This is a genomic window from Pelagibius sp. CAU 1746 (genome assembly GCF_039839785.1).
Classification (GTDB): Bacteria; Pseudomonadota; Alphaproteobacteria; order Kiloniellales; family Kiloniellaceae; genus Pelagibius.
In genome coordinates, this window is the sequence record NZ_JBDOQT010000001.1 from 1980961 (window position 1) to 2006299 (window position 25339).

The window sequence follows — 25339 nt, forward strand, 5'->3', positions numbered from 1 at the left end:
GAGCCCGAGGTATAGGGAAAAAGTCTCTTGCATCTGCCCAGGCTGGCCTTCCGGGGAGTTGGCGGATCGACTTATGGATGCGGCGACTCGGTCGGGAGTGTGCACCTTGGCGGCGAGTCCCGCCAACGGGGAATCCTCGGCGGCTCCGCCCTTGCCGTCACCCTCACAAGCTGCAAGGGCAATCCGGCATTTCGCTTCACTTGTCCGGTGTTTTGCCTGATTTTTGGGCTTGGAAAGGCGGCTAGTTGCGGTTTTTTGGGGGAGCAAAGCCGCCGAGCGGCTGGTCAGTCCGCGCAATCCGTTTATAGTGTTTGCGCTAAAAGAAGAGGCCTAAATTCTCATTCCCGTTGTTGCGTCAGACGCGTTAAAGCATTTCCGCCAGCGTAGGTATTTGAGGGAATGGTAAGCACGATAGAGCGCGAGCGAGAGCCTCGCTCACGTTTCGAGGCGACCCGCGAACTGCTGGCGCAGCGGCGGCGCAATCTTCTGCTGCCCGTTCTCTTGCTGGTTGCCATCTCGCTCGTGGTGGTGGCGGGGGTGCTGTACTGGAGCGCCGACTCGCTCAACGAGCGCGAAGTGCAATCGCAGCGCGCGCTCGTCAAGTCGATGGTCCAGATCAGGCGGGACAATCTGCGTCAGCTTGTGATCGATTATGCCTGGTGGGACGAGGCGATCGTGGATTCCGGCGTGATCCTCGACGAGCGTTGGGCGAAAACCGGCCTGTCGGAATATCTGCACAGTGTCTTCGGCATTACCGGAGGTTGGGTCGTCGGGACGGACGACCGCGTCAGGCTGGCGTTCGAGCACGGCAAGCGCGTCAGTGAATCGAAAGCGCCCTCGCTGCCGCAGGGCGCCGGCCTGCTGATCGAGTCCGCGCGCAGCGCGAATTCTATCGACAAGGTGCCGGCGGCGGGGCTCGTGATTTATGAGCAGGAGGTCTCGCTGATCGCCGCAAGCCTGGTAAGCCCCTTGGTAGACACGCCCGGCGCCGACGGGTTTGGCGACGTCATGATTTTCGTGAAGCCGCTTGACCTGACCTTCTTCAACCGCGCCGGCGTCGGCGGTCACATCGAGGATTTGCACTTCATTCGCGGCCCGGCGCCGAAAGGCTACTACGAGTGCCCGGTCTTGGGCCTTGACGGCGAGGTCTTAGGGAACATCATCTGGCGCGACCATCAGCACGGCCATGGTATGCTCTGGAGTGTCGCTCCCTTTCTCCTGGTCTCGCTTCTGGCGGTCGGTTTCCTCCTCTTCCTTGCGGTCAAGCGCGTCGAAACGATGGTTTCGCGAGAAGGCCGCCTGTCGGTCTCGCTGTATCAGGAAAAGCAGCGGCGCTCGCAGAAATCCGATTTCGTGTCGATGTTTTCTCATGAGCTGCGAACCCCGCTCCAGGCGATCGGGACCTCGGCCGACATGCTGGACCGGTTCGGCGATCAGATGAGCGAGGGCGAACGGCGCGAGGAGACGCGGACCATCCGCCGTGCCGTCAGCACCCTGGCCTGCCTGGTGGACGACGTCCTGGTGATGGGGCGCAGCGATGCGGCGCGGGAACGGGCAGGGGAGCGCGGAACGGCGTTGGACCTGGCCCAATTCTGCCGGGCGATGTGGCGGGAGGTATCCCTGGCCCTGCGGTCCAAACAGGAACTGCAACTCGAAGACGGTATCGGCGCGCCGGTTGCCAAGGTGGACGAATTGGCCTTGCACACGGTGCTGTCGAACCTGCTGCAGAATGCCGTCAAGTACTCGAAGGGCGAGGGGCCGATCAAGGTCCGGCTGGCAAAAGAGGACGGCGAGTATGCGATTGCCGTCACCGACTTCGGCGCCGGCATCGCCGAAGGCCAGCAGGAACAGATTTTCAAGCCCTACTGGCGTGCCAAGGAAGTAGAGAACATTGACGGTACGGGCCTGGGGCTCGCGGTGGCGCGCTCGGCCGCGCGATCGCTGGGCGGCGACCTGCGCCTGAAATGTTCCGGAGGCAGTAGCGGCCCGGATTGCGGCACTTGCTTCGAAGTTCGCTGGCCCGTCTGCAACTGACGCTACTCCAATCTCCCTTCAGGTAAAACCGAACGACCCGGAACTGTGCGCCGGCGTAACCGCGAGGCTAGGGTTTTAGCTCGCTTTAGGCGGGTATCGCGGTTTTCGCGCCGTTAAGGTTGTGATTCGTAAGTGAAATGCCGCAACAGTATAACTCGCGGCAATATTTGAATACCCGGCATGGTTAAATATCGACTCTCGTTAAGGAAGCAAAATCATCCTGTTGGGTTTATCGATTTACCAGTTTAGCGGGTATTTTTCCTTTGTGACTTCCTAGCTAATTCGCATAGATTGTGGACGGGGTCATGGAATCATTGATTAGCATGGAGTTCGGATGCTTGCTCAACAAACGATGGGGAAGGCCAGACAGGCCCATCCCGTAGATGTCCATGTCGGCGGCCGTGTGCGCCTCCGCCGTGTATTCTTGGGCTATTCTCAGGAGAAATTGGCTAACGCGCTGGGACTGACCTTCCAGCAGATTCAGAAATACGAGCGTGGGGCAAATCGTATCAGCGCGAGCAAACTCTACGAGCTCTCGCGGATTCTGAGTGTTCCCGTGACCTATTTCTTCGAGGGCGTGGAATCCGAAGGGGAGTCCGGTTCGGCGGCGGGCCAGGAGGCAGGTGTCACCGTGGCCAGCACGATCCATTCCTCCGACCCCGATTTCACGAATCAGCGTGAAACGCTGCAACTTATCAGTTCTTATTATAGAATTCCCGACGCCAAGGTGCGCGCCGAGGTCTTGTCATTGCTGAAGACCTTGGGACGCACCACAGAGAGCTGATCGGGGCTTTTGAAGCGACGGAGGGGGTTACGACGGTCGTCAGCGAGGCAAGTCGGGTAGGGAGGGTGACACGGCTGCTTGCCAGCCGCGGCGCGCCGCTTTTCTTCCGTCTCGGACGTTCCGTATGCGGCTCCTCTCTTGAAGCACTGTCTCGCAGGGGGTGTTGGGGCCCCTGCGAGGCGGCTTCCCGGCGGCGGGGAGCGCGGGGATGAAAGCGAGCCTGCCCGGCACCGGCGTCGAAGGATTTGTGGAGGCTCTCTCGGGGGCCCGCAACACGGCGGAAATCGGGGTCAGGCTGGACGTCGTCCTCAAGGACATGGGCTTCGAGCGCTTCGCCTATGTGCATGTCCGTCCCCCGCTGGGCAAGAAACTGCGCTCTTTCGTGCCGTCCGGCTCGCGCAGCGGCAATCAGGTTCACGAGTTCCTCTCCAGCCTGCCGGATAGCTGGGTCGACTATTATCTCGCTCAGGACTACGGAGACCTGGATCCGACTCTGCAGGCGGCTGTCGGTCGCGTGATGCCCTTTCAGTGGCGTGAGATCGGCTCGCGCAACGACCTGTCCAACGGTCAGCGCAAGGTTCTCGACGAGGCCCGCGACCACGGCATCAGGGACGGCGCCACCATTCCCATCCACGGTCCCGACAGCGGCCTGTCGACCTTGAGCATCGTCGGCGGCGGCAGCGAGAGCGAATTCCAGGAGGCCTACCGGCGCAGCTATCGCGACCTGGTCTGGCTGGCCATCAACACGCACCAGGCCTTCCTGAGCCTGGCCGAGAGCGCGCCCGACCAGGGGCGCGTGCGCCTGACCGACCGCGAACGCGACTGCCTGGTGTGGACGGCACGGGGGAAGACGGCCTGGGAGGTCGGGCAGATCCTCTGCATTTCCGAGGAAACGGTGCTCTTCCACCTGAAGAACGCGACCCGAAAGCTCGGCGTGTTTTCCAAGCACCACGCCGTGGTCAAGGCCGTTATCCAGGGATATATCGTCCCCTAAACAGCTGAAACATAACAATTTAACTGGTCCGTGGCCCTCCCGGCCGCGCGTTACCGGCTGTCGCCTGCTTCGCGCACCCCCCAGTTCTGGGGGGCTGTCTCGGCACTTCCCGCGCGCTCCAATCCTCCCGTCAGATGATGGAGGAACGGGCCGCCGTGATCGATGTCGTAACACCGGATCTCTACCCAGCCTACGCCGAAGAGCTGCGGCTCATGTTCCAGCAGCGCTATCGCGTCTTCAAACAGCGCCTGGGCTGGAACGTGCCGGCCAGTGGCGGCGAAGAGCGCGACCAGTTCGACGACTACTATCCCATCTACCTGCTGGCCTTTGACGAGGGGCGCCGCCTGGCGGGCAGTTGGCGCTTCCTGCCGACCACCGGACCCTACATGCTGCGCAATGTCTTTCCCCAACTTCTGTACGGCGCCAAGGCGCCCTACCATCCGCTGATCTGGGAGGGCAGCCGCTTCGCGGTAGAGGGCAGGGGCATGCGCCGGCGCACCAGCAGCCACCTGCTCTGCGCGGTGACGGAAACCTGCATCGCCCTCGGCATCCGCGAGCTCATCACCGTCTACGACGCCCGGATGGAGCGTCTGCTGCCGCGCCTCGGCTGTCCGCCGAAGTGGCAGTCCCGGGCGGCGCGCATCAATGGCGAACTGGCTTACACCGGCCGTTTCGACATGAACCATGCCACGCTGGCCAGCCTGAGATCTGTGGCCGGCATCCAGCACTCCGTAGTTCGCAACGCGCCCTTCCATGATGAAGCCGCGGTTGCCTGACCGTGACCCCCATGGCTCTCCGGCAAAGAGCCGCTGATTGAGATGAAGGAGGACAAGATGTCTGAGAAAAATGGTCCGATCGAACTGAAACTCTTGGATCCGCTGCAGGATGCGGCGGCGATCAAGAGATGCCTCGAATACCTGCGTATCGAGGCCGGACGCACGGGATTGCATTTCGCGGCGCACCTGATCGGCGTTGCCGCGGAAGCGGTATCCGACTCCATCGCGCTGTCGGAAAAGTCTCTGGCCAAAGTCGACCGCGACGGCACGGCGCGGTTCTCTCCGGCCTCCATCAGCGAGATAACCCGGCGGCATTGAGCGGTCGTTGAGGAACATGCCGCCCGCGGCGAGGTGACGCCGCGCGGCGGCGGGGAAGGGGAGAAGACCGATGAGCTTGGCTTTCGATCACGCAACCGAAGACCTTGTCGCCGGCCGTCGCGGCGAGGCGGCGGCCGTTGCCCCGGCGAAGCTGAAGGGACGTCCTCTTCTGGGCGTGCTGCCGGAGTTGCGCGCCGACCCCTTGCGGTTCTTCACCCGTGTCGCGCGCGACCATGGCGATGCGGTCGAGCTGTCCGTCGGCCCCGACAGGGTTCTGATGCTGAACAGCCCGTCGATGATCCGCCACGTGTTGCAGGACAATCGCCTGAACTATGAGAAGAGCAAGTTCTACGACGTTCTGCGCTCCATCCTGGGCGACGGCATCTTTCTGGCCGAAGGCGAGGAATGGCTGTCCCAGCGCAAGACCGCCGGGCGCAGTTTCCAGGGTTGCCAGCTGCGCAGCATGACCGCGTCCATGCAGGAGGCGGTGGCCGACCTGGAGCGTCGCTGGTCGGACCTGGCGGCCCGAAGGACGGTCGTCGACGTGATCCCGGAGATGATGCGCCTCACCCTCGACATCCTCATGAGTACGCTTTTCAGCCTGCGTCTCGAAGACCGGCATGAAGAGGTTTTTCGCGCGCTGACGGTGATTCTGCAGGATGCCGAGAAGCGTATCTGGTCGCCGCTCGGCTTGCCGCGCTGGCTGCCGACCCGGCGTAACCGCGAGGTGCGCGCTGCGCTCGCCAGCTTCGACCGTTTCGTTCTGGATTTGGTGGCCGCGCGGCGCGCCGCACCGCCGCGCGGGGAGGGCGCCGAGAGCGACCTGCTCGACCTACTGCTGGCGAACCAGAACGGCCGCAGCGACCGCCAGCTTTGCGGGCAGATCCAGTCGATGATCCTGGCCGGCCACGAGACCACGGCCAACGCCTTGACCTGGTGCTGGTATCTGTTGTCGCTGCATCCGGAATCCCTGCGCCGCCTGCGCGGTGAGGCCCGCGCGGTGCTGAACGGACGCATGGCCGGCTTCGCCGAACTGCCGGCGCTGAAATACACGCGCATGGTCTTCGACGAGTCCCTGCGTCTCTATCCGCCGCTGTGGACCTTCTCGCGCACCGCGGTCGCCGACGACCGCATCGACGGCCTGCAGGTGCCCGCCGGCACCAACGTCATGCTGAACATGTTCGCCGTGCACCGCCGGCCTGAACTGTGGGACAATCCCGAAGGCTTCGACCCCGCCCGCTTCGATACGGAATCGGCCGATGCGGCGGGGCAGCGTTTCGCCTACTTCCCCTTCAGCGACGGCCCGCGCACCTGTCTGGGCGAGCGCTTCGCGGTGCTGGAGTCCATGATCGCCATCTCGGCCATCGTGCAGCGCTTCGACCTGCAACTGCTGCCCGGCCAGAACGTCGAGCCGGAGCCGATGATCACGCTGCGCCCGCGCGGGCCGCTGCTGATGCGGATCTGCCCGGCGCCGGCCGCCTGACCGCCGGGAGCCCGAAGCATGCCCGTCCCGATGCTGATCGCGCTCGCCTATCTGGTGGGCTTGGGGATCGTCTATCCCTTTCTGCCGTTTCAGGCGCTGGCGCTGGGTGCGAGTCCGCTGACCGTTTCCCTGCTGCTGGTCACCGATACCGTCGTGGTGCTGCTGCTGGCGCCGGTCTGGGGCCGGCTCAGCGACCGCTTGGGGCGGCGGCGGGTGATCTTCCTGGCCATGGCGACGGCGCCTTTCGCCAATCTGCTGCTGGCCCATGCCGACGGCCTGGCGCTGCTGTTCCTGGCGCGGGCCTGCGCCGGCGTCAGCAATGCCGCGATCCCGGTGATCCAGGCGCTGGTCGCCGACCGAACTTCTACGCAGACCCGGGTCTGGGGCATGGCCAATGTGAACGCAGCTTATGGGCTGGCTTTCATCATCGGGCCGCTGTTGGGCCGGCAGTTGCTTGGCGCCGGCGGCGACGACTACCACGGCGCCGCGCTGGGGGCCGCAGGCTTCGCGGTGCTGTCGATCCTCTTGACGCTGCTGCTCGGGGCGGATGCCGGGCGGCCCCCTGGGCAGCCCCTGTCGGCGCACCTCAGAGTGTCCTCACGGCGCATCGTCATGGCGCCGCTCTGCTTCGCCCCGATCGCGCTTATGGCCGTACTGTCCTTCGTCTACGCCTCCATGGATTCGACCCTGGGGTTATGGTCGCAGCGTGTCCTGGACTGGGATGCGCGCGACGTCTCGCTGGCCTTCACCCTGGCCGGCGCCTCGGCGGTCTTCAGTCTCTGGGTGCTGATCCCGAAGCTCTGCCGGCGTTACGGGGAAGGGCGGGTGACCGCCGGGGCCAGCGCCGCCATGGGCGTGGGTTTCCTGCTCTTCGTGCTGTGGCCCGGCGACCTCGCGGTCGCCCTGGCGCTGATGCTGCTGGGCGCGGGCATTGCCATGTGCCTGTCCTGCCTGCAATCGCTGCTGTCGAAAGCCACGCCGGATGGCGTGCAGGGCTCCGCCATGGGCCTCAATCACGCGGTGCTCAGCTTCGCGCGCATCCTGGGGCCGGTCTGGGGGGGCTTCGCCCTCGGCAGCCTTGGCGTCGGCTGGCCGTACCTCGTCGGCGCGCTGCTGACCTTCGTCGCGCTGGCCGTGGTGATCTGGATCTACCGGCCCGAAGCGCGCGCGCAGCCGGGCTGAGTCCCGTCGCAAGAGGGAGAGAGAGTCATGTCGAACGTCGCGTCCTTTCTCGACAGCGCTGCCGCGCGGCAGCCGCGGGCCCAGGCGCTGATCCACGAGGGGCGAAGCTTCGATTTCGCTCAGTTGCGGAGCATGGCCGGCCAGGTGGCCAACGGCCTGCGGGCGGCGGGCTACGGCCCTGGCAGCCGCATCGCGCTGGCCTGCGGCAACCGGCCGGGCTTCCTCGCCGCCTACTACGGCATCTTGAAGATCGGTGGCCTGGCGGTGGTGCTGAGCACCACGCTGCGTGAGCGCGACATCCGCTTCCAGCTTGAGGATTCCGGCGCCGAGGCCCTGCTGACCTACGACGGCCCGGCAGGTGCTCCGGGCGATGCCAGCTACGGCGAGCAGGCCCTGGCCGCCGCCGAGGCCGCAGCGGCCTGCCGGCAGGCCTGGGTCATTCCCGCCGACATCGCCGCAGCCTCGCCCATCGCCGGCACTCGGGCGCTCAGCGACCTCATGGCGGGGCAGCCGGATCACGCGCGGACCCACGGCTATGCGGCCGATGCTACCGCGGTGCTGCTCTACACCTCCGGCTCCACCGGCCGCCCGAAAGGCGTCGAACTGACCCAGGCGAACCTGCTCGCCATGACCCGCATCAACCAGGCCCTGGCGCCGCGCGCGAGCACCCGGGTGCGGCTCATCTCGACGCCGCTGTTCCACGTCATGGGCCAGGTCTGCGGGCTCAACCTGGCCATGCTGAACGGCGAGACCCTGGTGCTGGTCGAAGGCTTCGACCCGGCGCAGATCTGGCGGCTGATCGTCGAGCGGAACGTCAGCTACTTCGTGCATATGCCGATCTACTACCAGTATCTCATGGAGCGCGCCGACGGCGTCGACACCGCGGCGGTGCGGGCCTCCTTGCGCCTCTGCGCCACCGGCGGCGCGCCATTGCAGGCGGGCCTGTCGGAGGCCTTCGCCGAGCGCTTCGGCCTGCCCATCGTGCCCGGCTACGGCCTCACCGAAGCGTCTTCGATCGTCGCCTGGGGCGGGACACGGGACGGCGGCTCGGTGCTGTCGGGACGGGGCCTCAGGCCCACCACGGTCGGCCCGGCGGTGCCGGGCGTCGAGGTGGCGCTGGAGGCGGGCGGCGCCCTGAGCGCCCTGCCGGGCGCCCAGGGCGAGATCCTGCTGCGCGGACCGGGGGTGATGAAGGGCTACCTCAACCTGCCCGAGGTCACCGCACGGACGCTGCGTGGCGGTTGGCTCAGGACCGGCGATATCGGCCGCTTCGACGAGGCCGGGCGCCTCGACATCCTGGGCCGCGCCGACGACAAGATCCTGCGCGGCGAGGAGCATATCTACCCGGCCGAGGTGGAGGCGGTGCTGAAGGCCCATCCAGCGGTCGCCGAGGCGGCGGTGATCGGCGTGCCCGACGACTACCTGGGTCAGGAGGCCAAGACCTTCGTGGTGCTGCGTGACGGCTGCAGCCTGGCCGCGGAAGACCTGCTCGGCTGGCTGGCGCGCGAGCTGCCCGACGGCAAGTGCCCGGGACTGGTCGAGTTCCAGGCGGCGCTGCCCCTGACCCCTACCGGCAAGGTGGCGCGCCACCTGCTGTACTAGGTGTCTCGTATAAACCGGCCACTGCCACTCACGGAACCCGACCACGGATTTCGGGTAAGCGCTGGAGAGCAGACCTGCTTGCTGACGCAAAGCCTTGGCCGCTGTGTGCCAAGAGGAGAACTGAGCGCCGGCTATCGCGGCATACCTAAGCGAACGCGAAAGGAGTTCTTAAATTCTGCTTCTCATGCTTCGCGACGCATGGACTCAGTAGCCACCTGAAAAGGACGCAGCCGTGACAAATTTGGCAAAACTCTTCGCCTTGGCATTGCTGGTGTTGAGCCAAACAAGCATTGCAAATGCTCAGCAATCCGGGACAGAGCCAACAGACTTGGTTTGCGATATCGGTCCGACCACAAAGGCTTTCGGCGGTTCGCAGTGGCTCGTTTACAGTTGCAGCGATAGACGCACGGTAGTTGTCATGTCGGTACCAGGTAATGCAGCCGCGCCGTTCTATTTCGTGCTCCATCCTTCCGAGACTGGCTACCGCCTAGGCGGAGAAGGAACCGGAAACCAAGAACTCACTGCCGCGGCATTCAATGAGCTCCAGGCTCTATCTGCAACGGACATCGAAACCCTGATTCAGGAAACGAGACGACGCTGAAGCTGGTTGTGACTACATCTCCCAGGGCGACGGCGCGACGCACTAAGTCAGCATTTAGCATCGATCACGATGCAATTTCCGCGCCGGGTGAAAAGCGAACGACTATTTGTGGCTACCGCAGAACCAAGGTGTCGCCACTATGAACTTTTCTGCATCTGCTGGCGAAGCGAAGGGACCGACCAACTTTCCTGAATGCCTGTTCTTGAATGTAGTCCCTTCGACCCATTCCTGCTCATCGATATAGGTCTCACCGTTTTCGAACTCCAGCACGTCAACAGCCCGTTTTCCGTCCTCGCTGTAGAGCTTGAACGCGCTTCGGTATTCTTGCCCTTGTATCGAAGATTTACTCATTCGCCGACTCACATTGGGTACTGGCTACGGACCAGACACCATGCCTGGAAGTCGTTAACCAAGTATCAAGCGGCGTTCATGAACCGATAGGACGATGTCTGCCTCTGCTGTCACGGCAATCGATTGAAGATGTCCGGTGATGAATTGGGAGCGGGTATTGAGTCGTCGCCGCTGTCATGACCTACCGGCACAACAAGGTTATGGTTAATAAATCCCTGTCGGCGCGTAACGTTTTCTACAGAAGCCGGCCCTAGAGTCCTTCCCCGCCGCGACAAGAAGAACGAGGAGGGGCGGGTGAACCGCAACGGCATGAAGGTCATGCGCAAGGAGCGCCGCCGCGACCGGCGGCGCGGCTTGAACCTGGAGGCCACCCTGGGCGGCCATGAGGTGGTGCTGACCGATCTCAGCGCCGCCGGCTTCGGCGCGGCGCTGGACGCCACCGACCGTACGCCCTTCAGTTTCCGGCTGGGCGCCCAGTCCCGCTTGGAGCTGAAGGCGCCGCAGGGCGCGCCGCTGAGCCTCTCCGTGGAGATTGTCCGCGAAATGGGGGACAACGGCGTGGTGGGCGGTGTCTTTATCGGCCTGACCGACGCGGCCTACAACGCCATCGAAGGTATCCTGACCGGCCGCTCGCAGCGCCGGGGCTGAGCGCTCCGCAGCGCGCATAAACGAAACGGGCCGGCTTTCGCCGGCCCGTTCGGGATGCCGTTTCTCGTTCGCCTTGTCTAAGCCGTGTTCTCGCGCCGCGCCCTTCAGTTGCCCTGTGCGATCTGCGTCGGGGCCGTCTGCGGCTTGCGGGTGTAGAAGATGTGGCGGCCGATCGTCGGCCCCTCCGCGAAAGACTTCCGCCAGAACGGGTTCACATAGTCGGCGTGGTACCACAGGGCGCCGCCGGAGGGATCCTCGGCGCGGCCCCAGTACACCTGGCTCGCCAGCTCGGTGGCTTCCTGCCAGGCGCCCTGGTCCTCGATTTCATCCGCCTTGCCGTCGCAGTACCAGGAGAACTGGCAGCGGTGCAGCACCTCGTCGGTGCCGTCCTGCACCACGCCGCAGACGGTATCGGGAAAGAAGCGCGAGGCGACACGGTTCATCACCACGTGGGCGACGGCCAGCTTGCCGTCCAGGGGCTCGCTGCGGGCCTCGAAATAGATGTTCTGGGCCAGGCAGGTCAGCTCTTCGCGCAGCTTGCCCGGGTTCGAAGTGAAGGTGCTGGCGATCTGCTCCTCGAGATCGAGCTGGCTGATGCCGACCTGGCGCACGTAGAACTGATCGGGATCGATGTCCTTGGCGTCCACGGGAATGAAGCTCTGGGCGGTCACCCGGGTCCAGGCTTCGTCGACCTGGTCGCTGGAGGCGACACCGGCCAGGGCCGCGCCGGCGATGACGCAGGCGAAGGGCGCGCTGAGGGCGGAGCAAACGGCCTTCGTGCTGAGGCCGTGTCTGGTATGGCGCTGCCCGGTGAGCACGTGGCAGGCGGCAGCGAACCAACGGTCCCGCTGCGGCCGCCAATCGGCCAGCATCTTTGCAATCCGGTTCATCTAACGTCCATTACCCTGTGAACAATCCGTGGAACGTGCCCTGGTTCTCGTCGGGGCCTGCCGCCCTTCCTGCTCTGCCGGCGGGTCCCCCTTTCGGGGTTCAAGCAACGCCGCAGGGGCTCTTCCGGCCCAGGGGAGCTTCGTCCACGGACAAAGGTTTACACAATCTTAACCTGGGATATCAAGAAGAATCGTCTTATATTTGAGACAAATTCTCATAAAATCCTAAGAAAATTAACTATTAATCCTGTATATCTTCAAAAAGTTTTCCGAAAAAAATGGTAACAATGTTGCTTTTGGATGATTTTTACTTAGGTATGCTTGGATACGAGGGTAACTAATACTTTCTTGTGCTCTGATGTGTTCGCCGAGCGAGTAAGAATTCTGGACTCCATTACAATGAATCTCGCAACTGCGGGAGCGTGATTCATAGGTCCTCTATTAGACTCGGGGCGGTTGAATCTTGGCGTGGGGACGACTCTCGGGGATCAATACTGAGGCCCTTGGAGGGCCTCCGTGGGCGCGGCGGCCGGAGCGGGGGAGGGCAAATCTGTGATTTCGGCCGCCAGGCCGCTCCGAGTCGCGAGGGGCGAGTCCCGGCGATGGTTAACGGGCCGCTGCAGGGGCCGTTGGGAAGGGGCGCGGAGGAAGGGCTCAGCGCAGCCCCTTGGCGGGTGCCTGGGAAGCCCCCCTGGCGTTCCAGGGCGCCTTGTGGATGCCGCACTCGGTCTTGCCGCTGCCCGCCCAGCGCCCGGCGCGCGAGCCGTCACCCTGGGACTTGGAGGTGCAGGGGGCGCAGCCCACCGAGGGATAGCCCCGGGCGCCCAGCGGGTGGCGCGGCAGATCGCGCTCAACGAAGGCCCGGGCCAGATCCTTTGTGTCCCAGGTCACCAGGGGGTTTACCTTGATCCGCGACTCGGCCGCCTCGAAGAGGCCCAATTGCTGGCGCCGGCCGCCCTGGAAGCGCTTGCGCCCGTTGATCCAGGCGCTGAAGCCGGAGAGCGCTCGTTCCAGCGGCAGCACCTTGCGCAGTTGGCAGCAGAGGTCGGGGCTGCGCCGCCACAGGGCGCCGTCCTGGTCGGCCCAGTCCAGGTCGCCGGCGCTGGGGCCGACGCTGCGCACGTCGGTCAGGCCCAGCCTGTCGACCAGGGTGTCGCGGTAGGCCAGGGTCTCGGGAAAGTGCTGGCCGGTCTCCAGGAAGATCACCGGCGTGTGGCGGTTGACCCGGGCCACCAGGTCCAGCAGCACCGCCGATTCCGTCCCGAAGGAGGAGACCACGGCGATACGTCCGGCGAAGACCTCGTTGATGGCCGCGTCCAGGATGGCCTGGCTGTCCAGCCCACGGTAACGCAGTTCCAGCAGCCGCGCCCGCTCGCTGAGGCGCAGTCCGTTGTCCTGATTGGCCGGCGGGCGGACGACCAGGGAAGGGCGGGACAGCGGGGCGGCGGCCTGGGTCATGAGGGCTCCGGAGTCTCCTGAGGGCCGGTCAGCCGTTGCCCGCGCCGCGGCGCAGGGCGAAGGCTGTCCGCCGACGGTCGCCGGTCGGCTGGTAGAGCACCGAGATTTCGTTCATGGCCTCCTGCCAGCCGGCGATGGCTTTGCCGTCGGCCACTTCGAAGCTGTCGAAGCCGCAGCGCACCATGAAGAAAAGCTGGTCGCGCAGCACGTTGCCGACGGCGCGCAGTTCTCCGGTGAAGCCGTAGCGTTCGCGCAGCAGGCGCGCATAGGAATAGGCGCGGCCGTCGCCGAAACGCGGGAACTCCAGCGCGATGAGGTCGAAGCGGTCGAGATCGCCGGCCAGCTCGGCCGGCGACTGGTCGCTCTTCAGGCGCAAGCCCAGGCGGCCGTTGTGGGCGCGCAGCGTCTCGCGGCCGGTCCGCCACTGCTCCAGGCTGACGATGACATCGCCGTTAGGGGCGGCGTCCTCGGCCAGTGCCGTCCAGGGATCGGCGACGACCTCTCCGTTCTTAAGCAACGGCATAGAGCTTCTCCTTGAACGGCGCGGCGCCGACCCGGGCATAGGTGTCGTTGAAACGCTCGCCGTCGCGGCGCAGGTCCAGATAGGTGTCGACGATGGTCTCGACTGCGTCGACGACGTCGTCGTAGGAGAAAGCGGGCCCCAGGATCTTGCCGACCGCCGCATTCTCGTCGGCGCTGCCGCCAAGGGTGATCTGGTAGAATTCCTCGCCTTTCTTGTCGACGCCCAGGATGCCGATATGGCCGGCATGGTGATGGCCGCAGGCGTTGATGCAGCCGGAGATCTTGATCTTCAGGTCGCCGATCTCGTGCTGCTTCTTCAGGTCGCTGAATCGCTGGGTGATGCGCTGGGCCACCGGAATGGAGCGTGCGTTGGCCAGGTTGCAGTAGTCAAGGCCCGGGCAGGCGATGATATCGGAGACCAGGCCGGCGTTCGGCGTGCCCAGGCCGTTGTCGACCAGCGCTTCCCAGACCTCCGCCAGGTCGGTGAGCCTTACGTGCGGCAGCACCAGGTTCTGCTCGTGGGTGACGCGGATCTCGTCGAAGCTGAAACGCTCGGCCAGGTCCGCGACCGCCTCCATCTGCTCGGCGCTGGCGTCGCCCGGCGCTTTGCCCTCCGGCTTCAGCGAAATGGTGACGCAGGCATAGCCGGGCGCCTTGTGCGCGGTGACGTTGGATCGCACCCAGCGGGCGAAGTCGCCGTCCTCGAAGCGCCGCGCCTCGAAGGCGGGCTGGTTGCTCTCCAGCGCCTCGAAGGGCGGCGGCGCGAAGTAGGCTTCGATGCGCTCGATCTCGTCGGCCGGCAGCGTGAGGGCGCCGTCCTTGATCTGCTGCCACTCGTCCTCGACCAGATCCTTGAAGGTCTCGGCGCCGGTCTGCTGGACCAGGATCTTGATGCGCGACTTGAAGAGGTTGTCGCGCCGGCCGAGCTGGTTGTAGACGCGCAGGATGGCTTCCAGGTAGCTCAGCAGGTGCCGCTTCGGAAGGAATTTGCGGATCGACGTGCCGACCACCGGCGTACGCCCCAGGCCGCCACCGACGATGACCTCGAAGCCGACCTCGCCGGCCTCGTCGCGGCGGATCTGCAGGCCGATGTCGTGGAACCGCACGGCGGCGCGGTCGTTCGGCGCGCCGGTAATGGCGATCTTGAACTTGCGCGGCAGGAAGGAGAATTCGGGGTGCAGGCTCGACCACTGGCGGATGATCTCTGCATAGATGCGCGGATCCTCGATCTCGTCGGCGGCGGCGCCGGCGAAGTGGTCGGCGGTCACGTTGCGGATGCAGTTGCCGCTGGTCTGGATGGCGTGCATCTCGACCTCGGACAACTCCGCGAGGATGTCCGGGACGTCCTGCAGCTTCGGCCAGTTGTACTGGATGTTCTGGCGCGTGGTGAAGTGGCCGTAGCCGCGATCGTAGTCGCGGGCGATGCCGGCGAGCTTGCGGAGCTGCCGTGACGACAGCGTGCCGTAGGGCACGGCGACGCGCAGCATGTAGGCGTGCAGTTGCAGGTAGACTCCGTTCATCAGGCGCAGCGGCTTGAACTCGTCCTCGCTCAGATCACCGGCGAGGCGGCGCTCGACCTGTCCGCGGAACTGCTTTACGCGCTGGCGCACGAAGGCCGCATCGAACTCGTCGTAACGGTACATCTCTCAGACTTCCTTTCAGGCGGCGCGGTCGCGCTGCTGTTCATTTCCCCGGTAATCGGCCCGCACCGTGGGGCCGGCGGCGCGGATGATCTCGCGCGCCGAGAGCGGCTGCAGAATGCCGTCGACCTCGACCACTTCCATGTCGTAGGGGGCGACGATCTCGCGCGCCGCGACGGCTTCCTCGGCCAGGGCAAGCATGGCCTCCAATTCCGCCGCGTCGCGGGTCGCGCGGCTCTGGTTCAGGTGCGTCGACCACTTGCCGGTGTCGGTCAGGTAGACGACGTCGCCCTCGCGCAGGCGGTTGGCGGTGACGATCTTCAACTTGTCGTTCTTCTTGCTCATGGCGGCGGCTCTTTTCTCTATACGGCCTGCGGCAGGGCCGCTGCGGCGTTCTGCAGGTCGGCGGTGATGTCGGCCTCGAGCGCCTGACGCGCCACCTCGCCGATGACGATCAGGGCCGGGCCGGTGACACCTTCGACTTCCAGCCTTTCGGCCAGGGTATCCAGGCGGCCGGTGACCACCTTCTGCTCCGGGCGGGTGCCGTTCTCGATGACGGCCACCGGGGTGGCGGCGGCCAGGCCGTGCTCGATGAGGCGGCCGGCCAGCGTGGCGGCAGTGGAGACGCCCATGTAGACGGCCAGGGTCTGCTTGCCCGAGGCGAGGCTCGCCCAGTCCAGCTCCGGCTCGCCGTCCTTGGCGTGGCCGGTCAGGAAGGTCACGGCCAGGGCGGTGCCGCGCAGGGTCAGCGGGATGCCCGCCGCCGCCGCGCAGCCGGCGGCCGCGGTGACGCCCGGCACGACCTCCACGGCGATGCCGCGGGCCTGCAGGTAATCCATCTCCTCGCCGCCGCGCCCGAAGATGAAAGGGTCTCCGCCCTTCAGGCGCACGACCCGCTTGCCGGCCAGGGCCTGCTCGGCCATGAGGGTGTTGATCTCGTCCTGGGTCTTGGTGTGGTGGCCCTTGGCCTTGCCGACGTAGATGCGCTCGGCATCGCGGCGCGCGTAGTCGACGATTTCCGGGCCGACCAGCTTGTCGTAGAGCACCACGTCGGCTTCCTGCAGGCGGCGCAGCGCCTTGAAGGTCATGAGGTCCGGGTCGCCCGGGCCGGCGCCGACGATGGCGACGGAGCCCGCCTCCTGGCGCTGGGCGTCTCGCCCGTTGATGAGGCCGAGCATGGTCTCGCGGGCGCCGGTCTCGTCGCCGGCCAGCACCTTGTCGGCCACCGGGCCGCTGAAGAAACGCTCCCAGAAGCGGCGGCGCTGCAGGCCGTCGCCGATCTGGGCGGCGACGGCGCCGCGGAAGGCGCCGGCGAAGCGGGCGAGGCGGCCCAGGTTGGCCGGCAGCAGGGTTTCCAGGCGGGCGCGGATCTGGCGCGCCAGGATCGGCGCGTCGCCGCCGCTGGAAATGCCGATGACCACGGGGTCGCGGTCGATGATCGCCGGGGTGATGAAGCTGGAGAGGTCGGGGCGGTCGACCACGTTGACCGGCACGCCGCGGCTCCGGGCCGTCTCGGCGACGGCCGCGTCGACGGCGGCCAGGCCGCTGGCGCCGATCACCAGGCCGCAGCCGGCGACGTCGCCGGCCCGGAAGGCCCGCGGGTGCCAGGTAATCTCGCCCCGGCGGGCCAGGGCTGCGATCTCGGCCACGGCCTTGGGGGCGACCACGACAGGCCGGGCGCCCGCCTTCATGAGCAGGCGCAGCTTCCGGGCCGCCGCTTCACCGCCCCCCACCACCAGGCTGGGGCGGGCGGTAAGGTCATGAAATGCCGGGAAATACCGCATGCTACGCTTTCCTGCTTCCTTCGACGTCCGCTTTCCTGGGGCCGCAATCCCTGGGGTTTTGCCGCAGGCCGGCGGCCGCAGCCGCCCAGGCCTATTTCACGCTGAAGGTAGGGCTGAATATATTATTTGTCCATATAAAGATGTAAAAATTATCGTTATCACATATAAAAATAGTAAAATAAGAAGGCTGGGGCTTGGCGGGTGACAGGCAAGGCGCATCTGCCGTATCAAGGGGCACCACTTGATTCGGGGCCTGTTCTGGGGAGTCGCCCATGTCCTTTCGTCGGCCGCTTGGCCTTCTGCTGATGATCTGTGCGTCGGTTCTGCTGGCGGGCTGTTCCATGGCGCCTTTCCAGGTCGGGGGCTCCGATGCGGCAATGGAGGCGGCCGAGGCCGAAGGCCAGAACCAATTGCCGCGTCTGCAGCCGCGGGCCATCGGTATCTGCTACAGCCCGGCGTTCAACGAGCCGGCCGAAGTGGAAGCGGAAGCGATCTACCGCTGCGACGGCGGGCGCGTGGTGAAAAAAGACGAGGATGTGTTCTGGAACGGCTGCTCGCTCAGCCAGCCGAACCGCGTCAACTATGTTTGCTACCCGCCGGACATCACCAAGAAGCTGCGGGACGGCGAAGTGCCGTCGAACTAGTGGGCCGCGGCTAGAAAAGGGCGCTGGGGACATTGCCCTCGGCGAGGGCGCGGCGGTAGACGAGTTCGGCCGCGACAAGATCCTCCATGGCGATCCCCATGGCCTTGTAGACGGTGATCTCCTCGTCGTTTTCCCGCAGCGGCGCGCGGCCGAGCAGCGCATCCCCGAGGTGGATCGCCGCGGCCGGGTCGATGCCTTGCAGTTCCCCGCAGCCGACGGGTGGCGCCGCGAAAGCTGCGCCGTCCTCGACATAGAGCTGGTGGTCGTGGGCCAGCACGGCCGGCAGCTCGCCCCGCGGCGGCGCGTAGCCGACGGAGGTGACGTGGGTTCCAGGCTTCACCCAGGAAGGCTCGATGACCGGCGCATAGGAATGGCTGGCCAGGCAGACGACGTCGGAACGGCGCACCGCCGCTTCAGGATCTTCTACCGCGCGTGCCCGGGGATGGCCGGCCGCCAGTTTCCGCGCATCGTCGAAGTTCAGGGAGGTGACCAGGATCTCGTCGAAGTCGCGCACCAGGGGCAGCAGCCGCAGGTGCTCGCGCCCCTGGACGCCGGCGCCGATGATGGTCGCCACCGCCGCCTTCGGCCGGGCGAGCAGACGGACTGAGAGCACCGCGGCGGCAGCGGTCCGGATGCCGGTGATGCAGGTGCCGTCCATCAGGCATAGCGGCGCGCCGGTCGTCTCGTCGAAGAGGTTGATCATGGCCAGGTGGTTGGGCAGGCCGAGGTCCAGGTTTCCCTCGAAGACGCTGACCATTTTCACCATGATCGGGCCTCCGGCGCGCCAAGCCGGCATGGACAGCAGGAAGCCTGTGCCGGGCAGGGTGACGGCCGGGCGGTCGGGCGTTTGAACCTCCCCGCGTGCCAGCGCCCGGAAACCCTCGGCGAGCCCCTCCAGCAAGTCGCTGGGGTCGAGCAGCCGCTGAACCTCCGCCTCGCTGATCGTCATAACTTTCAGGTCGCCCTTGGTTATCTCGGCCGCGCTGCGGCATAGCGGCTTTGCCATTCCCGTCATTGTGATCTCCCTGGAAGAAACTGCGATATACCGGCACCAGTCGCCGGAAGCCGCCGCTATGAATGGCTTGACCTGAAGCTTCGGGCAAATGACTCTGCGGCGAAGAGACATAACCTGAGGTAATGAAATGGCCCGGCGCTACCTGCCGCCTTTCGCCGCGCTGCGGGCTTTCGAGGCCGTGGCGCGCAGCTTGAGCTTCACCCGCGCCGCCGACGAACTGGGCATAACTCAGGCCGCGGTCAGCCGGCAGGTGCGTCTTCTGGAGTGCGAACTGGGAGTGCGGCTGGTCGAGCGGCGGCCGCGGGGCAACGAACTGACGGCGCCCGGCCGGTCCCTGTCCGCCGCCCTGCGTGACAGCCTCGACGCGATGGCGGCGGCCGTCCGCGAGGTATCGTCGCATCCGGCGCGGACGGTTCTGACCGTCAGCGTGGCGCCCTATTTTTCGGCCTGCTGGCTTACTCCTCGGATCATGGGGTTCGTCGAGGCGCACCCGCAGATCGACCTCAGGCTCCATCATTCCTACGAGCCACCCGACTATCGGCGCGACCAGATCGATCTCGGCATCAATTGGGGTGCGGGAGAGTGGCCGGGCGTCGCCGCCGAACGGGTCCTCGACGGCTCCATGACGCCGCTGTGTTCGCCCGCTTTCCTGGATCGATGCGGCGGGCTCAGGCGGCCGGCGGACCTGCTCGGCCGGCAGTTGTTTTTCGAATTCCGCTTGAGCGACTGGGCCGCGTGGTTCGCGGCGGCCGGGGTGAGCGACACCGGCGAGCTTCAGGCGACGCGGCTGGACGACTCCAACGCCCTCAGGCGGGCGGCGCTGGACGGGCACGGTGTGGCGCTCTTCTTCCGAAGCCTGGCGCAGGACGACCTGGCTATTGGCCGTCTGGTGGAACCCTTCGGGCAGGCGGCCGATACCGGCAGCCATTACTTCCTGAACTACCCCGCGGGTCGCGAGCTCAGCTCCGGCGGCAAAGCCTTCCGCCGCTGGCTGCGCGCCGAGCTGAGGCGTGACGCGGACTAAGGGGCATTGCCCGCGCGCCACTCCGCCAGGACGTCGGTGTCGCTTTCCAAAGCCATCCGCCGGCCACGGAGGGCAGTGAAGTCGTTCCTGGGCAGCAGGCGCGCCAGGGCCCAGACGGCCATGGCGCGGACCAGCGGCGAGGCGTCCTCGAGCAAGACTTCGGCGCGTGGCGCCAGTGCGGCCTCGCCGCTGTTGCCCACGGCGATCAGCACATTGCGCAGGAAGCGGTCGCGGCCGACGCGCTTGATGGGGGAGCCCGCGAAGACGCGGCGGAAGGTGGCGTCGTCGAGCTGCAGCAGGTCGGCCAGGCGCGGCGCCGAAAGCTCGGCGCGCGGCAGGAAGGCGGGCTCGCTGCTGCGCCGGGCGAACTTGTTCCAGGGGCAGACCGCCAGGCAGTCGTCGCAGCCGTAGATGCGGTTGCCCATGGCGGCGCGGAACTCGCGCGGAATGTGCCCCTTGTGTTCGATGGTGAGGTAGGAGATGCAGCGCCGCGCGTCCAGCCGGTAGGGCCCGAGGAAGGCGTCGGTGGGGCAGACATCCAGGCAGCGCCGGCAGGAACCGCAGTGATCCTCCTCGCCGCCGTCCGGCGCCAGTTCCAGGTCGGTGAAGACCTCGCCCAGGAACAGCCAGGAGCCGAGCTCCAGCGAGACCAGGTTGCTGTGCTTGCCCTGCCAGCCGAGGCCCGCGGCCTGGGCCAGGTGTTTTTCCATCACCGGCGCGGTGTCGACGAAGACCTTCACATCGGCCGCGAGATCCTGGTGCATCCAGCGCGCCAGCGCTTTCAGGCGCTTCTTGATAAGATCGTGGTAGTCGGCGTTGCGCGCGTAGACGGAAATCGAGGCGCGGTCCTTGCGCTCCAGCAGGGCCAGGGGGTCGCTGCCGGGCCCGTAGTTCTGGCCCAGCACGACGACGCTGCGCGCCTCCGGCCAGAGCGTTTGCGGATCGGCCCGGCGTTCGGCGTTGCGCGCCAGCCAGTCCATGTCGCCGTGGCAGCCCTGGTCGAGGAAGTCGAGAAATTCGGCTTGTGCCGTCTCGGCGACCCGCGCCGGAGCGAAGCCGACCGCGTCGAAGCCCAGCGCCAGCGCATGCTCGCGGATCCGGATCTTCAGGTCGTCAGAGGGCGGGGATATCGCCTTCCGCGGCTTGTCGCTCGAAGTCGGCAACGAAATCCTCCAGGCGGCCAGCTTCGATGGCCTCGCGCAGGCCGGCCATGATCTGCTGGTAGTAGTGCAGATTGTGACGGGTCAGCAGGATGGGGCCAAGCATCTCCTTGGCCTTGAAGAGATGGTGCAGGTAGGCGCGGCTGTAGTCGCTGCAGGTCGGGCAGGGACAGTCCGGGTCCAGGGGGCGGGCGTCGTCGCGGTGGCGGGCGTTGAGGATGTTCAGCGTCGCGCGCCGCGTGAAGGCCTGGCCGGTGCGCCCGCTGCGCGTCGGCAGCACGCAGTCGAACATGTCGATGCCGCGCTTCACCGCGCCGACGATGTCGGCGGGCTTGCCGACGCCCATGAGGTAGCGCGGGCGCTGCGCCGGCAGGTGCGGCACCGTGGCATCCAGCACCTCGAACATCGCCTCCTGGCCCTCGCCGACGGCCAGGCCGCCCACGGCGTAGCCGTCGAAACCGATCTCCTTCAGGGCCTCCGCCGAGCGGTGGCGCAGCTCCGGATAGACGCTGCCCTGGACGATGCCGAACAGGCCGTAGCCGGGGCGCCGCGTGAAGGCCTCCTTGCAGCGGGCCGCCCAGCGCATGGAGCGCTCCATGGATTCCCGCGCCTCTTTTTCCGTTGCCGGGAAGGGCGTGCATTCGTCCAGCGCCATGGTGATGTCGGCGTCGAGCAGCTCCTGGATTTCCATGGCGCGCTCGGGCGTCAGGTTGTGCGGCGTGCCATCCAGGTGGGAGCGGAAGGTGACGCCCTCCTCGGTGATCTTGCGCAGCTCTTCCAGGGACATGACCTGGAAGCCGCCGGAGTCCGTCAGGATCGGCCCCGGCCAGTTCATGAACTTGTGCAAGCCGCCCAGGGCGGCAACGCGCTCGGCGCCGGGGCGCAGCATCAGGTGGTAGGTGTTGCCGAGAATGATCTCGGCGCCGCTGTCCTTGACCTGGTCCGTCGTCAGGCCCTTCACCGTGCCGGCGGTGCCGACGGTCATGAAGGCCGGGGTGTTGACCACGCCGTGCGCGGTGGTCAGGCGGCCGCGCCGCGCGGCGCCGTCCGTTGCCTGGACGTCGTAGTCGAGACCGAAGCCGCTCATGCGTGCTGCTCCGGCTCCAGCAGGCAGGCGTCGCCGTAGGAGTAGAAGCGGTAGCCCTCGGCGATCGCGTGGGCGTAGGCCGCCGCCATGCGCGCCTTGCCGGCGAAGGCGCAGACCAGCATGAAGAGGGTCGAGCGCGGCAGGTGGAAGTTGGTCATCAGCAGGTCGACGGCCTTGAAGCGGTAGCCGGGCAGGATGAAGAGGTTGGTCTCGCCGGTGAAGGCGGAGAGGGTGCCGTCCTCGGCGGCGACGCTCTCCAGCAGGCGTAGCGCCGTGGTGCCGACGGCGACGATGCGCCCGCCCGCGCCGCGCGCGGCGTTGATCGCCGTCGCGGCCTCCGCGCTGATCTCGCCCCATTCGCTGTGCATGACATGGGCCTCGACCTCCTCGGTCTTCACCGGCAGGAAGGTACCGGCGCCGACGTGGAGGGTGACGTTGGCGCGGCCGACGCCGCGTTCCTCGAGGCGCCGCAGGAGGGGCTGGGTGAAGTGCAGCCCGGCGGTGGGCGCGGCCACTGCGCCCTCGCGCTCGGCGAAGACCGTCTGGTAGTCGTGGCGGTCGCGCGGATCGCCGGTCTTGCCGCGGGTGATATAGGGCGGCAGCGGCATGACGCCGTGCTCTTCCAGGGCCGCCAGCAGGGCGCCGTCGCGGCGGTCGAAGTGCAGCGTGACCTCGCCGGCCTCGCCCTTGTCGATCACCGCGGCGGTGAAGTCCCCCGAAGCGTCAGATCCGAAGTCGATGCGGTCGTTGACGCTCAGCTTGCGGGCCGGGCGCGCGAAAGCCTTCCAGGTGCCGCCGTCCAGGGACTGGTGCAGCGTCACCTCGACCCCGGCGGTGCCGCGCCTGCCGGTCAGGCGGGCGGGGATTACCTTGGTGTCGTTGGTGACCAGCAGGTCGCCGGGGCGCAGCAGGTCCGGCAGATCGGCGATGCGGCGGTCGGCCCGGCCCGTTTCGGTTCCGGGGGCGCCCACATGCAGCAGCCGCGCCTGGTCGCGCGGCTCCATGGGGTGCTGGGCGATCAGTTCCCGAGGCAGATCGAAGTCGAAGTCGTCGGTTCTCATTTGGGGGGAGGCTCTACCACCGCGGCGGCGGCAGGCCAAGATGTCTAGTTTCCCGGCTGGCCGGAGGGCGGAATGAGCCGGATCGGCCCGCCGGGTCCGGCGCCGGTGGCCAGAGGCGCGGGCGGGGAGGGCCGGTAGAGACGGCCGGCTATGCCGGAAAGCTCGGTGGCGGGTGCGGCGCCGGCCGAGCCGGTGACCGCCGGGGGGATGGCCGCGCCCGCGACGGCGCCGCGCCCGCGGGCATAGTCTGCGGCCCGGTAGGTCAGCAGGCGGCCCCCCTCGATGACGTATACGACATCATTTCCCGGCGCGGATACGGCGCCGTCCTCCGGGCCGCGGCCCGGCGGTGCGGCGGGTGAGACCGGGGTCGAGGGAGCGGCGCTGGTGATCAGCGGCGCTGCCGGAGCGGCGGGAGGCGGCCCTCCGGCCCCGAAGGTGCGGGCGTAGACCGAGCTGTAGGGCGACCCCTCCGACGCGGCATAGGTGGGAGAGAAATGGCGTGCGTCCTGCGCCGCTGCCGTTCCGGCGCCCGCCGTTATCGCGGCCGCCAGGACGGCCGCCAGCGGGACGGCCGCCACCAGGACTGCCGCCCGGACGCACCGCGGGCGGGGCGGCTGCGAATGGCGCTGGCTGACGTCCGGCATGAGACCCCTAGCTCCCCCGCAGGCGGGGGCGTGCCGGTACCCCGGAGGCACCGCTGGAGCCATTTAGCGGGTTGCGGCGGCTGCCGTCCAGGGCGCAGTGGCCCAGGCAATGTCCGTTCGGGGCGGGATGGCGGCCGGATGGAGCCGTCACGGCGGGGCCGGGGGCGAGCCGGCGGGCCGGTTCTAGTCGCCGACCGTCTTCACCAGGGCATAGATCTGCCGCCGCACGTTGGGATCGGAAATCCGGTTATAGGCCTGGATCAGTTTCAGCGTATCGCTCTTGCCCAACAAGGCCCCGACCTGCGCGTCGGAGCCCGCTTCGCCGTCGCTGCCGGCCGCTTCCGGCGCCGGGGCCTCGCCGTCGGCCGGAATGCCCTGGAAGAAATAGCCGACGGGCACGCGCAGCACTTGGGACAATTGAAACAGGCGGCTGGCGAAGATGCGGTTGGTGCCGCGTTCGTATTTCTGAATCTGCTGGAAGGTGATGCCGAGGGCGCGGGCCAGTGTCTCCTGGCTGAAGCCCATGGCCAGGCGGCGCAGGCGGAGGCGAGATCCGATGGCGATGTCGATGGGATCTGGCGTCGGGGAAGAAGGGCGTGGTTTTCCGGTCACTCTCTGGATCTCTGTTGGCAGTTCGACCCAGCGGCGATGGGTGAAAAACGGGCTTTTTACTGGCAATGTCGGCATCAGGCTTACCGCAAACCGTTTCCGGCGATCAACCGTGCAAAATGATCACGTCGGGACTCACCGGGGCGCTTAGGCGCCTCTTAACCATACTACCGGGGATAGCCCCTTCGGCCGCCGGGAAGGGAGTGACTTTTTTGGGATGCCGATAAAACGGCTAGGCGCTGGATTTGCGCCAGGCGGCGCGCGCGTCCGCGGTCCTCGCGCCGGAGGGCCGGTGCTGGGAGGTGCCGTCGTTGCGTGCATTGGCGGCCGCCGCGGCGACCGAGGGGAAGACTTCGGAGAGGGCCTTCAGGATCGGCGCCACCTCGGGACTGGAGACCGAGTAGTACACGGTCTGGGCCGAACGCCGCGTCTTGACCAGATTGTCCCGGCGCAGCTTGGCCAGGTGCTGCGACAGAGCCGATTGGCTGAGCCCGACCAGGCGACACAGCTCGTTGACCGAGTGTTCGCGATCGCAGAGATGGCATAGGATGATCAGGCGCCGCTCGTTGCCCATCGCCCGGAGCAAACGGCTGGCGCGGCCAGAGGTCAGGAGGAGGGATCCGAACGACATAGTGTTGAAACTTGTTCGCCGAGGACGATGGTCAAGGGCGGAGGTGGATTTTATGCCCAGAACTAACCATCTGAGTTGTCTGTTGATTTTGAGAGTAGAGACAAGGGATCAGTGACTACTACTTTTTTGGATGCGACCGGCCTGCGCTGTCCCCTGCCGGTGCTGCGGGCCCGCAAGGCGATGAAGGGCGTCGCCGCGGGCGGTGTGCTGGAGGTCAAGGCGACGGATCCGGGCGCGGTCGCGGACTTTCAGTCGTTCTGCGAGACCACCGGCGACGAGTTGGTGGAGTGGCAGGAGAGCGACGGGGTTTTCCTGTTTCGTATCCGCAAGGCGGGTTAGGGCAGACCAGGGTCGGCTGGAATCGCCGAAGGCGATCCACCGTCCCTGTGAACCCGAT

The 25339-nt window shown here is 66.6% G+C and carries 27 protein-coding genes; 13 read left to right on the forward strand and 14 right to left on the reverse strand.

The window, feature by feature from the left end; translation table 11 throughout:
* Positions 1-399 precede the first annotated feature (399 nt).
* From AAFN88_RS09330 to AAFN88_RS09370, 9 genes are all read left to right on the forward strand, one after another.
* Positions 400-2034, forward strand: a complete 1635-nt coding sequence (locus tag AAFN88_RS09330; protein WP_347520015.1) for an ATP-binding protein — start codon at positions 400-402, stop codon at positions 2032-2034.
* A gap of 334 nt (positions 2035-2368) precedes the next feature.
* Positions 2369-2818, forward strand: coding sequence for a helix-turn-helix transcriptional regulator (locus tag AAFN88_RS09335; RefSeq protein WP_347520016.1), 450 nt, complete (start codon positions 2369-2371; stop codon positions 2816-2818).
* Positions 2819-3026: 208 nt separating this feature from the next.
* Positions 3027-3812, forward strand: a complete 786-nt coding sequence (locus AAFN88_RS09340) for an autoinducer binding domain-containing protein (protein ID WP_347520017.1) — start codon at positions 3027-3029, stop codon at positions 3810-3812.
* A 155-nt stretch (positions 3813-3967) separates the two neighbouring features.
* A complete protein-coding gene (locus AAFN88_RS09345) occupies positions 3968-4588 on the forward strand; it encodes an acyl-homoserine-lactone synthase (protein WP_347520018.1) in 621 nt (206 codons plus the stop codon).
* 42 nt (positions 4589-4630) lie between these two features.
* On the forward strand, positions 4631-4906 hold the full coding sequence (locus AAFN88_RS09350; protein ID WP_347520019.1) for a hypothetical protein: 276 nt from the start codon (positions 4631-4633) through the stop codon (positions 4904-4906).
* A 70-nt stretch (positions 4907-4976) separates the two neighbouring features.
* Positions 4977-6389: a cytochrome P450 gene (locus AAFN88_RS09355; RefSeq protein ID WP_347520020.1), complete on the forward strand. Its 1413-nt coding sequence runs from the start codon at positions 4977-4979 to the stop codon at positions 6387-6389.
* An 18-nt stretch (positions 6390-6407) separates the two neighbouring features.
* Entirely contained in the window at positions 6408-7571 is a 1164-nt protein-coding gene (locus tag AAFN88_RS09360; protein WP_347520022.1) for an MFS transporter, read from the forward strand.
* A gap of 27 nt (positions 7572-7598) precedes the next feature.
* Positions 7599-9173 carry an AMP-binding protein gene (locus AAFN88_RS09365; protein WP_347520023.1) on the forward strand — a complete coding sequence of 525 codons (1575 nt, stop codon included), beginning with the start codon at positions 7599-7601 and terminating at the stop codon, positions 9171-9173.
* 232 nt (positions 9174-9405) lie between these two features.
* Positions 9406-9774: a hypothetical protein gene (locus AAFN88_RS09370; RefSeq protein WP_347520024.1), complete on the forward strand. Its 369-nt coding sequence runs from the start codon at positions 9406-9408 to the stop codon at positions 9772-9774.
* A gap of 102 nt (positions 9775-9876) precedes the next feature.
* Here AAFN88_RS09370 and AAFN88_RS09375 read toward each other — a convergent pair whose 3' ends face one another.
* Positions 9877-10125: a hypothetical protein gene (locus tag AAFN88_RS09375; RefSeq protein ID WP_347520025.1), complete on the reverse strand. Its 249-nt coding sequence runs from the start codon at positions 10123-10125 to the stop codon at positions 9877-9879.
* Between the two features lie 294 nt (positions 10126-10419).
* On the opposite strand from AAFN88_RS09375, the gene AAFN88_RS09380 reads away from it, so the two are divergent.
* Positions 10420-10773, forward strand: coding sequence for a PilZ domain-containing protein (locus tag AAFN88_RS09380; protein ID WP_347520026.1), 354 nt, complete (start codon positions 10420-10422; stop codon positions 10771-10773).
* A gap of 104 nt (positions 10774-10877) precedes the next feature.
* On the opposite strand, the gene AAFN88_RS09385 is transcribed toward AAFN88_RS09380, so the two are convergent.
* The 6 genes from AAFN88_RS09385 to cysG form a co-directional block, all read right to left on the reverse strand.
* Positions 10878-11663, reverse strand: coding sequence for a cell wall hydrolase (locus AAFN88_RS09385; RefSeq protein WP_347520027.1), 786 nt, complete (start codon positions 11661-11663; stop codon positions 10878-10880).
* Between the two features lie 654 nt (positions 11664-12317).
* A complete protein-coding gene (locus tag AAFN88_RS09390; RefSeq protein ID WP_347520028.1) occupies positions 12318-13121 on the reverse strand; it encodes a phosphoadenylyl-sulfate reductase in 804 nt (267 codons plus the stop codon).
* 28 nt (positions 13122-13149) lie between these two features.
* Positions 13150-13644: a DUF934 domain-containing protein gene (locus AAFN88_RS09395; protein ID WP_347520029.1), complete on the reverse strand. Its 495-nt coding sequence runs from the start codon at positions 13642-13644 to the stop codon at positions 13150-13152.
* Positions 13631-15286: a nitrite/sulfite reductase gene (locus tag AAFN88_RS09400; RefSeq protein ID WP_347520030.1), complete on the reverse strand. Its 1656-nt coding sequence runs from the start codon at positions 15284-15286 to the stop codon at positions 13631-13633. Before AAFN88_RS09400 ends, AAFN88_RS09395 begins: the two co-directional genes overlap by 14 nt.
* 15 nt (positions 15287-15301) lie before the next feature.
* Positions 15302-15628 (reverse strand): DUF2849 domain-containing protein, encoded by a 327-nt coding sequence (locus tag AAFN88_RS09405; RefSeq protein ID WP_347520031.1) that lies wholly within the window; start codon positions 15626-15628, stop codon positions 15302-15304.
* A 17-nt stretch (positions 15629-15645) separates the two neighbouring features.
* On the reverse strand, positions 15646-17067 hold the full coding sequence (gene cysG / locus AAFN88_RS09410; protein WP_347520032.1) for a siroheme synthase CysG: 1422 nt from the start codon (positions 17065-17067) through the stop codon (positions 15646-15648).
* 272 nt (positions 17068-17339) lie between these two features.
* On the opposite strand from cysG, the gene AAFN88_RS09415 reads away from it, so the two are divergent.
* Positions 17340-17711 (forward strand): hypothetical protein, encoded by a 372-nt coding sequence (locus AAFN88_RS09415; protein WP_347520033.1) that lies wholly within the window; start codon positions 17340-17342, stop codon positions 17709-17711.
* 10 nt (positions 17712-17721) lie between these two features.
* On the opposite strand, the gene AAFN88_RS09420 is transcribed toward AAFN88_RS09415, so the two are convergent.
* Positions 17722-18726: an ornithine cyclodeaminase family protein gene (locus AAFN88_RS09420; protein WP_347520034.1), complete on the reverse strand. Its 1005-nt coding sequence runs from the start codon at positions 18724-18726 to the stop codon at positions 17722-17724.
* Between the two features lie 127 nt (positions 18727-18853).
* On the opposite strand from AAFN88_RS09420, the gene AAFN88_RS09425 reads away from it, so the two are divergent.
* Positions 18854-19750 (forward strand): LysR substrate-binding domain-containing protein, encoded by an 897-nt coding sequence (locus AAFN88_RS09425; protein ID WP_347520035.1) that lies wholly within the window; start codon positions 18854-18856, stop codon positions 19748-19750.
* Here AAFN88_RS09425 and queG read toward each other — a convergent pair.
* The 6 genes from queG to AAFN88_RS09455 form a co-directional block, all read right to left on the reverse strand.
* The gene (gene queG / locus AAFN88_RS09430; RefSeq protein WP_347520036.1) at positions 19747-20913 is read right to left on the reverse strand and encodes a tRNA epoxyqueuosine(34) reductase QueG; all 1167 of its coding nucleotides are present in this window, start codon (positions 20911-20913) and stop codon (positions 19747-19749) included. The two genes, AAFN88_RS09425 and queG, sit on opposite strands and share 4 nt — an antisense overlap.
* A complete protein-coding gene (gene tgt, locus AAFN88_RS09435; protein WP_347520037.1) occupies positions 20864-21997 on the reverse strand; it encodes a tRNA guanosine(34) transglycosylase Tgt in 1134 nt (377 codons plus the stop codon). Before tgt ends, queG begins: the two co-directional genes overlap by 50 nt.
* Entirely contained in the window at positions 21994-23058 is a 1065-nt protein-coding gene (gene queA, locus AAFN88_RS09440) for a tRNA preQ1(34) S-adenosylmethionine ribosyltransferase-isomerase QueA (RefSeq protein ID WP_347520038.1), read from the reverse strand. Before queA ends, tgt begins: the two co-directional genes overlap by 4 nt.
* 44 nt (positions 23059-23102) lie before the next feature.
* Positions 23103-23702, reverse strand: coding sequence for a hypothetical protein (locus AAFN88_RS09445; protein ID WP_347520039.1), 600 nt, complete (start codon positions 23700-23702; stop codon positions 23103-23105).
* 183 nt (positions 23703-23885) lie between these two features.
* Positions 23886-24314, reverse strand: a complete 429-nt coding sequence (locus tag AAFN88_RS09450; RefSeq protein WP_347520040.1) for a helix-turn-helix domain-containing protein — start codon at positions 24312-24314, stop codon at positions 23886-23888.
* 229 nt (positions 24315-24543) lie between these two features.
* Positions 24544-24942, reverse strand: a complete 399-nt coding sequence (locus tag AAFN88_RS09455) for a metalloregulator ArsR/SmtB family transcription factor (RefSeq protein WP_347520041.1) — start codon at positions 24940-24942, stop codon at positions 24544-24546.
* Between the two features lie 111 nt (positions 24943-25053).
* Between AAFN88_RS09455 and AAFN88_RS09460 the strand changes: the two genes are divergently transcribed.
* The gene (locus tag AAFN88_RS09460; protein WP_347520042.1) at positions 25054-25281 is read left to right on the forward strand and encodes a sulfurtransferase TusA family protein; all 228 of its coding nucleotides are present in this window, start codon (positions 25054-25056) and stop codon (positions 25279-25281) included.
* The last annotated feature ends 58 nt before the right edge of the window (positions 25282-25339 follow it).

Coding starts and splice junctions, on each gene's coding strand:
- AAFN88_RS09330 (WP_347520015.1), top strand. CDS start 400: ATGGTAAGCACGATAGAGCGCGAGCGAGAGCCTCGCTCACGTTTCGAG.
- AAFN88_RS09335 (WP_347520016.1), top strand. CDS start 2,369: ATGCTTGCTCAACAAACGATGGGGAAGGCCAGACAGGCCCATCCCGTA.
- AAFN88_RS09340 (WP_347520017.1), top strand. CDS start 3,027: ATGAAAGCGAGCCTGCCCGGCACCGGCGTCGAAGGATTTGTGGAGGCT.
- AAFN88_RS09350 (WP_347520019.1), top strand. CDS start 4,631: ATGAAGGAGGACAAGATGTCTGAGAAAAATGGTCCGATCGAACTGAAA.
- AAFN88_RS09355 (WP_347520020.1), top strand. CDS start 4,977: ATGAGCTTGGCTTTCGATCACGCAACCGAAGACCTTGTCGCCGGCCGT.
- AAFN88_RS09360 (WP_347520022.1), top strand. CDS start 6,408: ATGCCCGTCCCGATGCTGATCGCGCTCGCCTATCTGGTGGGCTTGGGG.
- AAFN88_RS09365 (WP_347520023.1), top strand. CDS start 7,599: ATGTCGAACGTCGCGTCCTTTCTCGACAGCGCTGCCGCGCGGCAGCCG.
- AAFN88_RS09375 (WP_347520025.1), bottom strand. CDS start 10,125: ATGAGTAAATCTTCGATACAAGGGCAAGAATACCGAAGCGCGTTCAAG.
- AAFN88_RS09385 (WP_347520027.1), bottom strand. CDS start 11,663: ATGAACCGGATTGCAAAGATGCTGGCCGATTGGCGGCCGCAGCGGGAC.
- AAFN88_RS09390 (WP_347520028.1), bottom strand. CDS start 13,121: ATGACCCAGGCCGCCGCCCCGCTGTCCCGCCCTTCCCTGGTCGTCCGC.
- AAFN88_RS09395 (WP_347520029.1), bottom strand. CDS start 13,644: ATGCCGTTGCTTAAGAACGGAGAGGTCGTCGCCGATCCCTGGACGGCA.
- AAFN88_RS09400 (WP_347520030.1), bottom strand. CDS start 15,286: ATGTACCGTTACGACGAGTTCGATGCGGCCTTCGTGCGCCAGCGCGTA.
- AAFN88_RS09405 (WP_347520031.1), bottom strand. CDS start 15,628: ATGAGCAAGAAGAACGACAAGTTGAAGATCGTCACCGCCAACCGCCTG.
- cysG (WP_347520032.1), bottom strand. CDS start 17,067: ATGCGGTATTTCCCGGCATTTCATGACCTTACCGCCCGCCCCAGCCTG.
- AAFN88_RS09415 (WP_347520033.1), top strand. CDS start 17,340: ATGTCCTTTCGTCGGCCGCTTGGCCTTCTGCTGATGATCTGTGCGTCG.
- AAFN88_RS09420 (WP_347520034.1), bottom strand. CDS start 18,726: ATGACGGGAATGGCAAAGCCGCTATGCCGCAGCGCGGCCGAGATAACC.
- AAFN88_RS09425 (WP_347520035.1), top strand. CDS start 18,854: ATGGCCCGGCGCTACCTGCCGCCTTTCGCCGCGCTGCGGGCTTTCGAG.
- tgt (WP_347520037.1), bottom strand. CDS start 21,997: ATGAGCGGCTTCGGTCTCGACTACGACGTCCAGGCAACGGACGGCGCC.
- queA (WP_347520038.1), bottom strand. CDS start 23,058: ATGAGAACCGACGACTTCGACTTCGATCTGCCTCGGGAACTGATCGCC.
- AAFN88_RS09445 (WP_347520039.1), bottom strand. CDS start 23,702: ATGCCGGACGTCAGCCAGCGCCATTCGCAGCCGCCCCGCCCGCGGTGC.
- AAFN88_RS09455 (WP_347520041.1), bottom strand. CDS start 24,942: ATGTCGTTCGGATCCCTCCTCCTGACCTCTGGCCGCGCCAGCCGTTTG.